This window comes from Floridaenema flaviceps BLCC-F50 (genome assembly GCF_041929275.2).
GTDB lineage: Bacteria > Cyanobacteriota > Cyanobacteriia > Cyanobacteriales > Aerosakkonemataceae > Floridanema > Floridanema flaviceps.
Window position 1 is genome coordinate 1,957,945 of sequence record NZ_JBHFNR020000001.1, and the last position, 14,664, is coordinate 1,972,608.

Here is a 14,664-nt window from a genome sequence, read left to right on the forward strand (position 1 = left end):
ATGCTGATATTTTGTTTTTCGTTCCCACAGCGAAAAGAGGCAGAGCCTCTATTTTTCGTTCCCAGGTTCAACCTGGGAACGAGTTCTGGGAGGTTCTACCTCCCCCACTGTGAGATCTACCTTCTGCCTTCTTTTAAGACTCAGGAGTTTGTTCCGGCATTAAGCAAGCATCAGAATCACAACCTGCTGGCCCTGCTTCTGTCATTTCACCCAAATCATATTGACGCAAAGCAGTATAGAAGTTATCAGTTTTCCGCCGCAATTTCACCTCCTTCATTAATTGTTCATACTTTTCTTTAGAAATCGGTTCAAAGGGCAACCGAGGGAAAGTTTGCAAATCATCAAATCGGGCTAAAAGTGCTGCTGAAATGTAACCTTCATCATCACGAATAGCTTCGTAAATTCGATTAGCCAAAGCCTCAATTTCATTTTCTCGCAACTCAATAGTCGCGCTTGTATTGTGCCGCACATAATGTTTTTGGACTTGCATATAAAAGTCCATTTGTGCCAAAGCTGAGAACTTACTAATCTCAATTTCATCAGCGCCAGGTAAATCAGCCCAAAGTACAGAAACGGGAATTTCAACCAACCATTCTGAACACCGAGGATCGAAGGGATCGTTTAACAAATTCCCATTTTCATCTTTGTCAGATTGAGCCGGAATAACATTGTAACCGTAGTCAATACAAGCAAGAGCTACAGGGTCATTTTTCCTAAAGGTAATCCGCCGAATAAAGCGCTGTGCTTTTGGGGGATGCCATCCCGGAGATGCGCCAGTTAGTAATGATTTGGTTCCTGAAGGTTGAACGGTAGTACAGCGATTTGGGCGTTTGATATTGTGCTTGTCGCAATAATCCCAAACCACCCGATGCACAGTTTCTCGCCAACGATTTAAGTACTCTGCTTCCTGTTCTTTAAACTTCAATCCTTGCTCACTTTCTGGTCGTCCTTGGGTCCACCAATGTAACCAATCAACACCAAAAACCTTCACAAAAAAGTCAAATAAACCTGTAAAAGAAACCCCTACAATTGGGTCTAATTCCCGACTGTATCGATAACGAGGTTCAACAAATTCGTGATTCAAAAGTGTTGCAACAGATAAAGCACCTGCGGTGAAAGCATCCTCCTGTTCTTGGTAGTTTTTTGGATCGATTTGATTCAAGTGAATTTCTGCCAAATTACATTGTCCGGTTAGGGTGCCACCAAATACTCCTTTATGGAATTCTGGTTCATTGAAACAGAAGGTGTCGTGATTTCCTGGTAGAGGTTCGATCGATCGCACTACCTGATATTTACCTTTAGCATTAGGTTGATGACCTCTTGAAGTATCCAACCGTTGACAAGGAATCGCCGCACAATTAGTAATTTGTAAATACCACAAATCATGATGGCGAATTCCTAAATTGGTACTAGTTCCCGCCTTTGCTGCCAGATTAATCGAACAACGAATCCCACACTTAATCAACAGTAAATAAACCCGATAAGCACGGTCATAATCAGACAAATAAATCCGAATACCGCCACTAGAAACAACTGAACCATCGGCATCTGCTAACCCAGCAATGAAATGCAAAATAGATTCTCTATCCCAAGATGCAATTTCATCAAAAGCTGTAGCAGTATATTTGAGAGCGCGAACTTGTTCGGGATCAAACTGGTTTTGGAATCCCGTGTAAAGTAGACAAGGAACCTCTTTAGATTCCGTGTAATAGCGTTTTTCTCCGCTAGTTTTTCCGGCAATAACTAACTCTTGATGGCGTTTTACACCGTACAAGCGCAGTTGTAATTGTGGCTTACCATTAGATTGACAAAGGGAACCATCACCCACCAATTGACCTAATGTATAAGCCCAAGTTGGTTCGACAAATTTGCCATCCTGATAAGCAATTTGGAAAGTTTCCGTGTGTAGACTGTACTTGCTAGTTTTTAGCCGTTCTGCGAGTTCTATTGTGGTTAATTCTTCATACTTTTTAGCAAAGCGGTCTTTCACAAAGAAGCGGTGTTTTTCTGTGACATCTAAGAATGTACCATCACCAAAAGATACACGATACAATTGACGATTTTTTCCCGTCAGCATCGGTACTACTTGACTCCAACGTTGACCATTCCAAACTTCTACACTTTGTCCAACAACATCTTGAATTTGGTGCATTCCATCGCGAGTAATTAGCATGGTTTTGCCTGACACGCAATGGAAATTAGCGCCGATAATTTCACCGCAATTATGAGCAACAAAGCCATTAGCATCAAAGCGAGAAACTCCTGGTACAGTGCAATCATAAACTGCTTCTTCCCCATCAGGAATAATTGCACTAATCTGGACAGCAAATCTCTCATGGTTAAATTTACGTTTGTCCCCAGATAATAGTCTTGCTAGTAACTGTGATTTCTCTGGTTCTTGGAATCCAATTACTTGCTGAAAGACATAAATATTGTCATTAGCAATGACTAACTCATGAGATGCCTTACAGAAGTACGCCGCTAAGTTTTTCTGACTATCAGGCAACATTCTCAAGCCTTCTGCTCTGCGATTTTGATATATGGTAGAGCCAATACCTAAACGTAAGAGCATTCTTTGAACAGCTTCTAAATTAGACAAATTGCTTTGGGAAAGCCGAATGCTAATTCCTTTTTCTTGAGTTCCTTGAACACTCCCATCAGCATCAAATAAACCTCTGAGAAAGCCGCGATAAAATTCATAACTTGCTTGCTCAATTTCTGAGGTAATTACTTTAAAATGATGCTGCAAGCCAAATGTCTGAGCAAGATCAGCTAAACTTGATGAGCTAATCTCGTAGTATTTGTTTTTGGGGTGATAAATTCCTTGTAAATTTTGGGAGTATTGAGGAGGCTTAGGTAGGTTATTCACCAGACTTAAGGCATACTCTTTCATTTCCACTTGAGTATTACCCCAGTACCTCAATTTAGCTTGATAGGTGTGATTGGTTTGATTGACAGAAAAACAACCATCTCCTAAGAAATTACCCAACAGCCATCCCTGATCAAAACTACCAACACCTTCCCAAGGTTGGAGATTGCGGTGATTATGAATTAGAATGCGATCGCCAATTTTAAGACTACTAACCTCGCACCATTCTGAATACTGCTTTTTCTGCGTCTGGGCTGTCACTTTCAAAACTTGATGGTTTTTTGTCAACCGTAAGCTATAACCCTCTTTAGTTTGCACCTTAAACACTGGTTTAATTCCAGTGAAAAAGAAGCCTTCCGGGGTAGTGCTAAAAAGCTCTCCATTGACATAGACAGCTTGCTGCACTCCAATTAAATCTTTAACTTGTCTTGCGCCATATTCTGTATGAACCCAAGTATCAGCGGTAACACAAGGATTTAATCCCAAGCGAGCTAAACGATGTTCTAACTCATCAGAAGGAATATTAGGATAGTTTTCTTCTATCCATTCTTTAGCTTTACCTCGATCGTAAGCCTTAAGAAAATCAACTTTTAATTCACCTGTTGTTAGTAGATCGCAGTTAGCTCTTGCAACAGCTTCTCCAGCCCACTGAATTGCACCTTCACCAGAATAATACTGTGTTCTCACAGCTGCAATTGTTTCTTCTAATGTTGGTTTTTGATGAAAAACGCGAGAGTGATTTGCCATTCGCAAAGCATCTCTTTCTGGATCGATTCTCCAGTTTCCATTTTCATCTTGTTGCCAAAGATTAGATTTAGCATTAGCAAACAATTCATCATTACTAATTCCTTGGCGCATTCCCGCTGAATTTGAAACTAGGATTCCCTGACATACAAATTCATGAATTGTGGCAACCTCAATATCATAAGTATGGGTTGTTTTTACATCGAATTCTACCGACTTAACCTTAATAGGAATTAACTCAGTTGTATCAGGTAATAGCCTTTTTAAAGTTGGTGTAATTACTTGCTGCTGATTTGCTCCGTAATGGTATCGGTAAGTACTAACTAAAGGTCTAACCATTTCAACAGGAAACCCATGATCTTTAAATGATTTAGGACGTTGCCTTTGTCGCAGAGTGAACTGTGTTGAATAGGTAAACATTAGCTTTTGGACTGCCTCAAAAGCCGACTCGCCAACTGTTACTAATTCCCCTTCCCATTTACCTGTCCTCTTACGAATTGAAGAACATAATCTGGTAGTAATTCCTAATGAAGCATAGAGAGTTTGAACTTGGCGCAGAAAATCCTGATAGCTAGAAGCAACTAAGACTCCTTGAGAATGACATCCGTCAGCATCAGCTAATCCAGATAAATAGGCAGCCCGAATTTCCTGAGTTCCAAGCAAGATACAATCAGGAATGGAAATTGAGGTAAATGGCTTTTTGAATTGAGAAAGATACTGATTGAGTGCGCTGCTGTTTAACTGTAGTTCAAAGGCTTTTGTTTGACACTGTTCGGGTGTTCTTAAGGTGTATGTTTCTAGCCCAAATTCTTGCGCTACTGCAATCAATCGCTCAATAATTTCTGGGTGATTTTCTGCTATCCGAAATCTGACTCGCCAACCGTCTGTAGCAACAGAACCATCGCCATGTAAATAGCCTAAGAAATAAGCAACTTCTGAAGTTAAAGCGGGAACGGAAATTGGTTTAGCTTGCGATGAAATCTTTGGCTTAAATTCTGGTAATTCGGTTGGGGTTCCGGGAATTGATTGGGGTACAAAAATTAAGCGATCGCCTTCTTTCAAATCTTTCGCTTTCACCATTTTATAGTTGCCGTAAACATCAGTTAATACAGCAACTTTATGGTCAGAGGTACACTCAAAAAACCCATCTTCTGTTTTAATGCGGCATAATGACTGCACGCCTTGATCAAAAAAGTTAGTAACAGGGTAAAAACCTTTGCTGGTTAATACGCGATCGCCAATTCTAATTTTCTCGATCGGCACTAGCCCTGATATTGTATGCACCAAAGCTCCCGCAGGCAAACAGCGGCGCACATTGCCAGCAACCACGACTACCGCAGCTTCATCAATTAATAAACAGCATTCAACTGAATTTAATTGTCGCCCTAATGCTTTGTTTAAAATAGCCGCACAACGCAGATAAAGATCGGGTAATTTAATGGGATTTGCAACTCCGCCAAAACCTTTTAATCTTTCTCCAGCAGGACGAACATTACTCAAATCTACTATTACTTTAACTTCTCCAGTAAAGCGTTCATCTGTTGATAATTCCAGTAAAGTTTGATAGGATTTTACCCAACCTCTGCGGCTGTCTCCTACATAAATTGTGACTTCATTGCCAACAATTGTAACTTCGGTTTCTTCCTGCCGTTGATTGACTGGAATTGTGCCAATTTCACCTTGCAAATTAACTTTTAAATAGTTGCGAATTGCTGGTAATTGATTGATATACTGAGGTTCAAGGACGGCTCCTGTGCCACAGCCCATCATCGCCAAGTCCATCAGCAGTCCAAAGGCTCGCCAATCACAGATGTTGGTGCTGCTGCAATTGTATCCACCGGAAAAGTTTTCTGGTTGTTCGATCCATTCGACCCCACCTACCCACAACCATCGCCCAGAGGAAAGGGCTTTGATTTGGCGTTGCATCCGGTCTAGGATGGTGGCTTCTGCGGGGGTAAGTTTGCCCAGTTTGGTTAGTCCTTGGAGGGTACGATCGCACACCTCATCCCAAGTTTCCCGCCCTTTCTCCGTGCGGCGACTGTACGTTCTGAAAAATACAGGATTGGCAGCTGGCGCAGTTTCAGGAAACTGACTAGTCTGCTGTACTTTTTCAAGCTCTCGAACCATAAGATTTTTGTCATAGATCAACAGACTCACTAGTGTACACGACTTATATATGGGGCAGAAAGGTTTACAAGTGTGAGTTTTTGCGCTAGATGTGGGCTGTTAGTAGAAATAACAATCTGTTGCCTTCTACCACTTGAGTTACCTTGTCCAAGCTCTGTGGAACTTGTTGAGACTCTCCAGACAAAGGCAAAAAAGAATTTAAGTTAGGAGGATAAGTAATGACTTATCTGTACTTCCCATTCCTGTACTTAAGGAAAACTCTTCAAAAATTATTAATTAGGAGTATTCGCTATGTCGAAACTAGTAAATCCCAATCAACCATATACGTTCAGCAAAATTTTTGAACTCCAAATTGATGCTGAAGATTTTGTTATTGAGTTTGGCTACACATTTGAACGAACTAGGCTCAATTTACCTCTGTATTCTGGGGAATTGGATCGTTTAGAAGAACTCCGATCGCGTATTGAAGAGATTTTGCCTTATGTAAGCCTTGGTAGTGAAGCCTCGCGGCGAGAAATTTTGATTTCGCCAGTGGTTTTGGATCTGGTTCACTATACCAAAGCTCAATTACGAATTGAATATCCTCTCAAAGTTACAGAACAACTTCAAGGTTACTTAGATTATCTTTTGAGAACCCAAACAGAGATTTTAGTAATTGAGGCAAAGCGAGAAGATTTAGACTACGGTTTTACACAACTTACAGCTGAAATGATTGCGCTCGATCGGTGGGAGAAAACCTCAGCACAATCTATTCTAATTGGTGCCGTTACAACTGGAAAAATCTGGCAGTTTGGACGGTTAAATCGAGTAACAAAACACATTCAACAAGGCTTAGATATTTATCGAGTTCCAGACGATCTAGATCCTTTGATGCGAATTCTGGTTCAAACACTCATTGCTTAGTTTTTCAAATCACTAAATCTATAGTATTTTAAAATCAGCAGCTTTCTACAGCTTCAATTCCCAGTCCCCAGTACCTAATCCCTAATCCCTGTGTCTCTTGCTCCTTGGCGATCGCATCTCACCCACGCCTTACAACGTAACCGCAGTCTGATTTACTCCCGTTATGTGCAATTAGCGACTGTGCGGGAAAATAATCGTCCGGCTAATCGAACTGTGGTTTTTCGCGGGTTTTTAGAGAATACTAATCAATTGAAGTTTATTACAGATTCAAGAAGTCCGAAAGTTGAGCAAATAAATTACCAACCTTGGGGCGAAATTTGTTGGTATTTTGCTAATACTCGCGAACAATTTCGGATTTCGGGGAAGTTGATTTTAGTTAAAAATAATGAGGTTGATTCAGAGTTACAACAGGCGCGAAAAATTGCTTGGCAAGAACTTTCTGATGCAGGGCGATCGCAATTTACTTGGCCCCAAACTGGTAAATTCAGAGCAGAAGCCGCAGCTTTTCAAGCACCACAACCAAACCCAAATGAACCTTTAGATAATTTCTATTTGTTATTATTAGATCCCGATTTTGTGGATCATTTGGAGTTACGAGGAGAACCACAAAATCGATCGCTCTACAAAATAGATAGTGAAGGAAATTGGTTTATTGAAGAAGTGAATCCTTGATAAATCAACATCTGGACAAGTTTTTACTTAAATCCTGCACGAGTCCCAAAATCCGCCTGCGAATCAATTCGCTTTTCTTATAGCTAAACTCCTCTAAAGAGGACTCAAGACTGAATATTCTTAATATTCAAAGGCTTTCAGTCCATTTTAATGGACTTGAGCTATTAGCCCGGAAATTGATTTCCGGGCGGGCTAAAACCACAGATGCAAGATCTCAGTTTTTAGTCTTTTTTTAACCACAGATATCCACAGATGAACACAGATGTAGGCATAAATTTAAGGCAGAGACAAAAAGTATTTCTTACCTTCTGACTTCTGCCTTCTGCCTTCTGTCTTTAATTTTAAATTCCTGCGCCGTCTAAGAATTCTTGAATTTTTTTATCGTTGATGCGACAGAAGTATTTGAGATCGCAATCATCTACACCGATTGTTGCACCAACAGGAATTGCAACTGGCTGTTGAGATTGTTGTTTATTTTGTAGTTCTTCAAATTTTTGTTCTAAAAAATCGATGCGATCGACTAAAGCACGAATCACTTCTGCTTCTGAGTCGGGTAAACTTCCATGTTCCAAAGGATTAACGCGCACGCCGGAACGATAAATGATTCTACCGGGAATTCCGACAACTGTACAATCAGAAGGCACATCGCGCAACACTACCGATCCTGCGCCAATGCGAACATTGTTGCCTATGTGGATATTGCCCAAAACTTTGGCACCTGCTCCGACAACAACATTTTCTCCTAAAGTTGGGTGACGCTTACCGCTTTCTTTACCTGTACCCCCAAGAGTAACGCCTTGGTAAATTAGCGCATAATCTCCGACAATTGCAGTTTCTCCAATGACCACACCCATTCCGTGATCGATAAAAACACCATGACCAATTTGTGCGCCTGGGTGAATTTCAATCCCTGTGAGAAAACGAGCAATGTGAGAAATTAAGCGAGGGATTAAAGGAAGACCCAGCACATAAAGCCAATGAGCGAAGCGGTGCAAGAACAGGGCTTGCAAACCAGGATAGCAGAATAAGACTTCCAGCCAGTTACGAGCGGCAGGATCGCGATCGAAGATAATGCGGAAGTCAGCTACTAAGGCATTTAGCACGAGTAGATACCAACATTTGGCAATAAATAGGCACTATCGATCTTAGCGTCCCATGTCACACTTTTGAGTGTGGAGAACAACACTCTGTTTGGTTGGATTATATGGCAGAGGCAGAGGGGCAGAGGGGCAGAGGGGCAGAGGGGCAGAGGGGCAGAGGGGCAGAGGGGCAGAGGGGCAGAGGAGCAGAGGGGCAGAGGGGCAGAGGGGCAGAGGAGCAGAGGGGCAGAGGGGCAGAGGGGCAGAGGGGCAGAGGGGCAGAGGGGCAGAGGGGCAGAGGGGCAGAGGGGCAGAGGGGCAGAGGGGCAGAGGGGCAGAGGAGCAGAGGGGCAGAGGGGCAGAGGGGCAGAGGAGCAGAGGGGCAGAGGGGCAGAGGGGCAGAGGAGCAGAGGGGCAGAGGGGCAGAGGGGCAGAGGGGCAGAGGGGCAGAGGGGCAGAGGGGCAGAGGGGCAGAGGGGCAGAGGGGCAGAGGGGCAGAGGGGCAGAGGGGCAGAGGGGAAAGTACAATTTAAGTCCCCTTGTCCCCTTGTCCCCTTGTCCCCAGTCCCCAGTCCCCAGTCCCCAGTCCCCAGTCCCAATTATTCCCTAACAAGTAAAGTATAGTTACCTCTTACGCCTTCGTCTTTGGAGCCTACCCAAATTTCATATTCGCCAGATTTCCAGTTTTTGTCTTCGATACTGCCGATACCACAACGAATCACACCATTTGGCCCTTTAACGACTAATGTCGTAGGGGTACGACCGCTTCTGAGTTCTAATTTAAGGTGAGGGAAGTCTTTTTGCAATGTTAATACGTGGTCGGGTGTGGCGCTGGTGCTGTATCCGACGCAGAAGTTGTTGTCGCGATCGCGGTTAGCAATAGAAAATAGGGAGAAAGAACCTGCGGTGGAACCTGTAGCGATCGCTGTTGAAGGTTCAAATCCCGGTGCTACATTAATAGCACCATAATTAGCTGTTTGCGCCAGTACAGATGAAGTGCAAAGAAGTGTTACCCATGCGAGAAATCTAGCGTTTTTAAACTGCTTAATTGGTTGCTTTAACATAGTACACCCCCTTTTTGATTCATTAGGAATAACAATCTTTCATCTCTAAGCTATTTCAGAGAGCAATGGCTGCTTGCTGAGGGCATGACAGTTTAATTTCTGCACACTTTTTTTCGGCAGAGGAGAGAAATACCGGGGAAATTTAGTAACAAAAAACCCGGTCATTTAGGTATGAACCGGGTAATTAAAAATATTTATGCAGTTTATTTATGATTGAGGAAGTTTGTATTGGTTAACAATCCTTTGGGCATATTCTGGCACATGAGCGGCTAATTTTTCTGGGTAATTCCGCTTCACATACAAATAGTTACGAGTGAAGTGAGAGTCAATGGAAAATCGGGCATATTCCAAACCTTTGGGGCCAATTTTTTCAATTACTACGCCCATTAACTTTGCTGCCCACATCGGGAGAGTTACACCTTTGTCGTAAGCAGGAATGCTTTGCTGGACGGCGTTGCGTCTATCGCCAGAAGAGTTTACAGGTTGAGTTTCTATTAGGTCTTTAACCAAATCCAACATTTCTTGACCTGTATCATTTCTAACAACAATCCACTGCCAACCAAAGGGTGCGCCCATGTATCCGACGACTAAATCTGCCAAGCTATTAACGTAATCGAAACAGGTCATGCAGGAAGGGGCAAATACGTCTTTTAGTTCTTTAGTATTTAAACCGAAGAAGGGGACTGTTTCGATCGATCCATCTTCATGTTTAAAATGTACGCGAAAGTCCTGCATAAATTCGTAATACACGACTGTTTCAGGTGATTTGCTGGTAGTGTCCAGAAATTTTTGTAATCCGGCGCGAGTGACGTTATCGACACAGGGAGTACCTAAAACGTAGAGCTTTTCTAAACCTAGTTGTTTCTCGACGGCGCGTAATGCTTGAATTTGGCAACCAACGCCAATAACTAATAACCGTTTCATGCCAGATTGTTCTATTTGTTCTAGCACAGAAAGGTTGGGTGAAAGTGTGGGTTTGTTGACTTTGGCGGCGAGAATTTCTTCTGGAGTTCGGGCGATAATGGGCATTGGTTGAAAGCGGTCTTCTTTGGTATTTTGGACGCAGACAACGCCTTCGACCATGCCACGATTGAGCATTTCAATTGCGATCGTACTAACTATTCCCGTCCATTGTGCGCCAGGGATTGGCTGTTTTTTGCGTGCAGCCATCATATCTTGGTGAACGCCAAAATACCAATCATCCTGGTTTTCTAGGTTGCGACTGCGCCCATGAGTTTCTGCTTCTAACTCGGCTATTTGCTGATTAATAAAAGCGCAAGCTTCCTTGACATAATGTATGTAATATGTATCGCAAAGTCCGCATTCGCTACAAAGATCTTTGGCGGGGCGGCGACTGGTTGATTTGAGGGCTTTGGCTTTTTTGTGTTTGGGGGAATCTATTGCAGTCATGTAAATTTATTCTGTTATGTAAAAGATCGCTTTTATTAGGATACTTTATTCTCATTAAATGAGATTGTCGATTAATCGCTTAAACAAAGACACAGAGATAATAGTTGTATTTCCCCAAGATTGTACCTCCGTCAAATCTCGATCGCCACTAATCAAAAAAGTAGCATTTGCAGCTACAGCACAAGCGAGAAATTTTGCATCCTTTCTATCTCTGGGAAAATCTACTTCAACTGCAACATCAACTGTAGTTGTCGCGGCATTTAGAACATCAAACCAGCTTTGCTTCAGTTGCTCTGATAATTTTAAGCGAGGACGATTTAAGACTTCTTGATATTCTGCCAAAATTTCTGTTGATACTATCCATTCTATTTCAGGATTGCTGACAACATAAAGAATTATGGCTTCTGGATCTCTACCAACAACTGCGGCGGAAACTAAAACATTCGTATCAATAACAACTCTCATTCTCCCCGCCGATACGCTTCAATTTCTGCCTCAATTTCTGCTTCTGTTAGAGGACGATCTGAGTGTAAAGCTTGAGTTTCTTTTAACAAGTCTTGCATTTTTTGGGTTAAAGAACTGCTTTGATTATTTTCAGCTAAAATAATCACTTCTACTCGCTGCCCTGACTGAAATGGCAGATTAGATAAAACTACTTGCTTTGGGTCTTTTATTGTGATGTATGTTTTGTAAGCATTCATGGAAAATTGCTCCTAGCTAAATTAGTTAAGGCTGATTTTTGGCTATCTTAACCTAATTTGAATTAAAGCATAGCGATCGCATTTCTCATTTCTACAAAACTTTGCTCAGTGCGATCGTTAATGCTATCTCTTGGCAGCATCTCTCATTGGTAAGTTAACATAGCTTTTATTTACTATGCTTTTAAAGATATGAATTTTACGATCGAGATTGAACAAGAGGAAGACGGACGCTGGCTGGCTGAAGTGATTGGGATGCCAGGTGTGCTGGCTTATGGAGAAATGCGGGAAGAAGCAGTTGCTAAAGTTCAGGCGTTAGCGTTGCGAGTGTTGGCGGATAAACTGGAACACAAAGAAGTAATGCCTGAATTAGCAAATTTTATTGAGTATTTACAGTTTAAGGTTAGTTCAACTCCTGCTTTAAAAAAAGATGAACCAGAAGAAAGTAATTTTTTAATGAGTATTGCTGGTTTAGGCGAGTCTGAAGAAACAGGTTTATCCGAAAGAGATGAGGAAATTTTAAAGTCAGAAATTGATTCAGTTCGAGGCTTTTCTCATCTAGGATACAAGCAGTAAACCAAAAGCGATCGCAGCTTTCCTCCTCTTCCTTCGTGTCCTTCGTGTCTTCGTGGTTCAAATAACTCCCTCTTCCTCTGCGTCCTCTGCGTCTCTGCGGTTCCTAAAAAAAATATTTACGTAATTATTCTGAAGCAATAATAAATTAACTTCGTTTAATCTGGGATTGACCAAGTAAGTTTGAAAGCAAAAACAAATGTCAGACAATTTAACAGAAGGTGCAGCATCTATAGCCATTGGAACCGCAGCAGGCGCAGCTTTTTCTGGGACAGCTGGTGGCATAGGATTGGTTGGAAGTGGTGGCGGAATTGGTATTGGTATGGCACCAGTTGCGGTGGTGGGAGGAGTTGTTGGTGCTGCTGCTTATGGGGCTAAAAAGGCTATAGAAGAAGGAGACGCGACAGCTTTGGGTGCGATTGTAGGTGGAGCAGCTGTTGGTACTGGTGTTTCAGCAGTAGTGGGTAATATGGGTTTAGCGATAGGTGGAACAGCTGTTGGTATTGGTATGGCTCCTGTCGCTGCTAGTGGCGCAGTTGTAGGGTTAGCAGCTTATGGTTTAGGAAAATTGATTAAAACCTATTGAGCGACCCAAAACAACCGATTCTTCCTGGTTAGATTGGTTGGATTGACCTGTTTAGCTACGGGTAGATTGTGAAAAGCTTCAATTACTAATCAACCTGTAGCAATTTAAAAATATCAATACAGGCGAAAACCGATGATAAACAATTACAAAGAAAGCACAATATTTATTTCTACTGGAACTTTTACAGGTGCAGCTTTTTCTACAACTTTTGGCAACATGGGATTAGTCGGAGGATTTGGCGGAATTGGTATTGGTATGGCACCTGTTGCGGCGGCGGGAGGAGTTGTTGGTGCTGCTGCTTATGGCGCTTTTCAAGCAATAGGAGAAGGTGATGCAATTGCTATTGGTGCAATAGGAATTGGTGCGGTTGGTGGGGTTGGTTTTTATTCTGCTGTTGGGGGAATGGGATTAAGTGTTGGCGGAACAGCATTTGGAATTGGAATGGGAGCAATGGCAGCTGCGGGGGGTGTAATTGGACTTGCTTTTTATGGGATTGCTAAGTTAATTGATAAATCTGGAAGTGGGGAAAGTGCTGCACAAGCTTTCGCCAGAATGGAAGAAAAAGTTTTGTATATGGAAGCGTATACTGAGGCGCTTTATGAATTAGAATTAATGTCATTGGAGAGCGGTTTAGCTGATTTTATTTGGAAACAAAAGGTTGCCAATTTGGAAGTTGAGGAAGAATTCCAAGCACTCAAAGCTAAACTACATTCTAAAAATCGTGCTTACTGCAATTTTTCCACAGTGAACTTACATAAACAACCTTTTATTCCCTTTATAAGTAAGAGGAAAATAATATCGTTGCAAGTTCAACCTTCTCCTACTTGGCAATGTGTGAAAACTCTCAGGGGAGAGGTTGGCGCAATTAATTCTATAGCTGTTAGTCCTAATGGTGAAGTTATTGCCACTGCAAGCGATAACAAAACAGTTAGTCTTTGGAATTTACAGAAAGGAAAACAAATTTTCAGCTTTTGTGGTTTTGCGAAAGAAGTTTTCTCGGTGGCAATAAGTCCTGATGGGGAAATGCTAGTTAGTGGTGATTTTGAAAATAAGATAACTCGCTGGAATCTTCCGAAAAAACAGCTTATAGGTACTTGTTTTTATTCAATTTCTCCCTATAGTCATTTGGGTTTCGTTTACTCAGTCGCTTTCAGTCCTAATGGAAATATTTTTGCCAGTGCAAGTGCTGATAAAACTATTAAAATTTGGGGTCGGTTTACTGGAGATTTAAAATATACTTTAAATGGTCATTATGAGGCGGTTTTTTGTTTGGTTTTTAGTCCAGATGGCAAGTTTTTGGTTAGTGGAAGTATTGATAAAACTATTAGGATTTGGGATTTAAGTACTAGACGAGTTATTCGGGTTTTACAAGGTCATTCTGGGTGGGTAAGTGCGATCGCCATTACCCCCGACAACCATACTATAATTAGCGGTAGCACCGACACAACTATTAAACTGTGGAATCTGCACACAGGAGAATTAATTTCTACTTTAGACGGACACTCAACAGCAATTTTTTCTCTATCTATTAATCCAGATCAAGAAACTTTCGCCAGTGCAAGCACCAACGAAATAAAACTATGGAATTTAAAAACCGGAAAACTTTTACAAAACCTTTCTGGACGCTATCCCGTAGCTTTCACTCCTGATGGAACAACTTTAGTTAGTGGTAGTAAATACAAAGAAATTCAAATTTGGCAAAAGTCATTTACTCAAAGTGAAAATTCATCAGAAACCTTACTTTCTGGCGAATGGTGGGAGGTTTTAGGAGTACCGAAAAATGCTCAACCAGAAGATGTTAAAATAGCTTATCATCGCCTAGCCAGAAAATATCATCCTGATATTAACAACTCTGTCACTGCTAAAGCTAATATGCAAGCGATCGCCACAGCATACCAAAATTTTAGAAGCAAATGAGTGCGATCGTCATCTAATTTTC

The 14,664-nt window shown here is 41.7% G+C and carries 10 protein-coding genes and 1 pseudogene; 5 read left to right on the plus strand and 6 right to left on the minus strand.

Annotated elements, in window-relative coordinates; translation table 11 throughout:
• Nucleotides 1–133: 133 nt before the first annotated feature.
• Nucleotides 134–5,740, minus strand: coding sequence for a ribonucleoside-triphosphate reductase, adenosylcobalamin-dependent (nrdJ, locus tag ACE1CI_RS09405; protein WP_496615359.1), 5,607 nt, complete (start codon nucleotides 5,738–5,740; stop codon nucleotides 134–136).
• 291 nt (nucleotides 5,741–6,031) lie between these two features.
• Here nrdJ and ACE1CI_RS09410 point away from each other — a divergent pair, with 291 nt between their 5' ends.
• Nucleotides 6,032–6,643, plus strand: coding sequence for a hypothetical protein (locus ACE1CI_RS09410; RefSeq protein WP_413266210.1), 612 nt, complete (start codon nucleotides 6,032–6,034; stop codon nucleotides 6,641–6,643).
• Between the two features lie 90 nt (nucleotides 6,644–6,733).
• Nucleotides 6,734–7,315, plus strand: coding sequence for an Npun_F5749 family FMN-dependent PPOX-type flavoprotein (locus ACE1CI_RS09415; protein WP_413266211.1), 582 nt, complete (start codon nucleotides 6,734–6,736; stop codon nucleotides 7,313–7,315).
• Between the two features lie 341 nt (nucleotides 7,316–7,656).
• Here the strand turns inward: ACE1CI_RS09415 and cysE are convergent, their stop codons facing one another.
• The 5 genes from cysE to ACE1CI_RS09440 form a co-directional block, all read right to left on the minus strand.
• Nucleotides 7,657–8,418 (minus strand): serine O-acetyltransferase, encoded by a 762-nt coding sequence (gene cysE, locus ACE1CI_RS09420; protein WP_413266212.1) that lies wholly within the window; start codon nucleotides 8,416–8,418, stop codon nucleotides 7,657–7,659.
• Between the two features lie 575 nt (nucleotides 8,419–8,993).
• The gene (locus tag ACE1CI_RS09425) at nucleotides 8,994–9,458 is read right to left on the minus strand and encodes a hypothetical protein (RefSeq protein ID WP_413266136.1); all 465 of its coding nucleotides are present in this window, start codon (nucleotides 9,456–9,458) and stop codon (nucleotides 8,994–8,996) included.
• A gap of 207 nt (nucleotides 9,459–9,665) precedes the next feature.
• Complete coding sequence (locus ACE1CI_RS09430; protein ID WP_413266137.1) at nucleotides 9,666–10,868, minus strand: Coenzyme F420 hydrogenase/dehydrogenase, beta subunit C-terminal domain; 1,203 nt, start codon at nucleotides 10,866–10,868, stop codon at nucleotides 9,666–9,668.
• A 54-nt stretch (nucleotides 10,869–10,922) separates the two neighbouring features.
• The gene (locus ACE1CI_RS09435; RefSeq protein ID WP_413266138.1) at nucleotides 10,923–11,333 is read right to left on the minus strand and encodes a putative toxin-antitoxin system toxin component, PIN family; all 411 of its coding nucleotides are present in this window, start codon (nucleotides 11,331–11,333) and stop codon (nucleotides 10,923–10,925) included.
• Nucleotides 11,330–11,569: a hypothetical protein gene (locus ACE1CI_RS09440; RefSeq protein ID WP_413266139.1), complete on the minus strand. Its 240-nt coding sequence runs from the start codon at nucleotides 11,567–11,569 to the stop codon at nucleotides 11,330–11,332. The genes ACE1CI_RS09435 and ACE1CI_RS09440 overlap by 4 nt, the downstream gene beginning before the upstream one ends.
• Nucleotides 11,570–11,758: 189 nt before the next feature.
• Here ACE1CI_RS09440 and ACE1CI_RS09445 point away from each other — a divergent pair.
• From ACE1CI_RS09445 to ACE1CI_RS09455, 3 genes and pseudogenes are all read left to right on the plus strand, one after another.
• Nucleotides 11,759–11,935: pseudogene (locus ACE1CI_RS09445) on the plus strand (type II toxin-antitoxin system HicB family antitoxin); the annotation flags it as partial.
• Between the two features lie 403 nt (nucleotides 11,936–12,338).
• A complete protein-coding gene (locus tag ACE1CI_RS09450; protein ID WP_496615361.1) occupies nucleotides 12,339–12,725 on the plus strand; it encodes a hypothetical protein in 387 nt (128 codons plus the stop codon).
• A gap of 132 nt (nucleotides 12,726–12,857) precedes the next feature.
• The gene (locus ACE1CI_RS09455; protein WP_413266142.1) at nucleotides 12,858–14,642 is read left to right on the plus strand and encodes a WD40 domain-containing protein; all 1,785 of its coding nucleotides are present in this window, start codon (nucleotides 12,858–12,860) and stop codon (nucleotides 14,640–14,642) included.
• Nucleotides 14,643–14,664 lie beyond the last annotated feature (22 nt).

Excerpts from the sequence above, each read along its gene's own strand:
- ACE1CI_RS09455 (WP_413266142.1), top strand. The coding sequence starts at position 12,858 with ATGATAAACAATTACAAAGAAAGCACAATATTTATTTCTACTGGAACT.
- ACE1CI_RS09430 (WP_413266137.1), bottom strand. The coding sequence starts at position 10,868 with ATGACTGCAATAGATTCCCCCAAACACAAAAAAGCCAAAGCCCTCAAA.
- ACE1CI_RS09425 (WP_413266136.1), bottom strand. The coding sequence starts at position 9,458 with ATGTTAAAGCAACCAATTAAGCAGTTTAAAAACGCTAGATTTCTCGCA.
- ACE1CI_RS09435 (WP_413266138.1), bottom strand. The coding sequence starts at position 11,333 with ATGAGAGTTGTTATTGATACGAATGTTTTAGTTTCCGCCGCAGTTGTT.
- nrdJ (WP_496615359.1), bottom strand. The coding sequence starts at position 5,740 with ATGGTTCGAGAGCTTGAAAAAGTACAGCAGACTAGTCAGTTTCCTGAA.
- ACE1CI_RS09410 (WP_413266210.1), top strand. The coding sequence starts at position 6,032 with ATGTCGAAACTAGTAAATCCCAATCAACCATATACGTTCAGCAAAATT.
- ACE1CI_RS09450 (WP_496615361.1), top strand. The coding sequence starts at position 12,339 with ATGTCAGACAATTTAACAGAAGGTGCAGCATCTATAGCCATTGGAACC.
- ACE1CI_RS09440 (WP_413266139.1), bottom strand. The coding sequence starts at position 11,569 with ATGAATGCTTACAAAACATACATCACAATAAAAGACCCAAAGCAAGTA.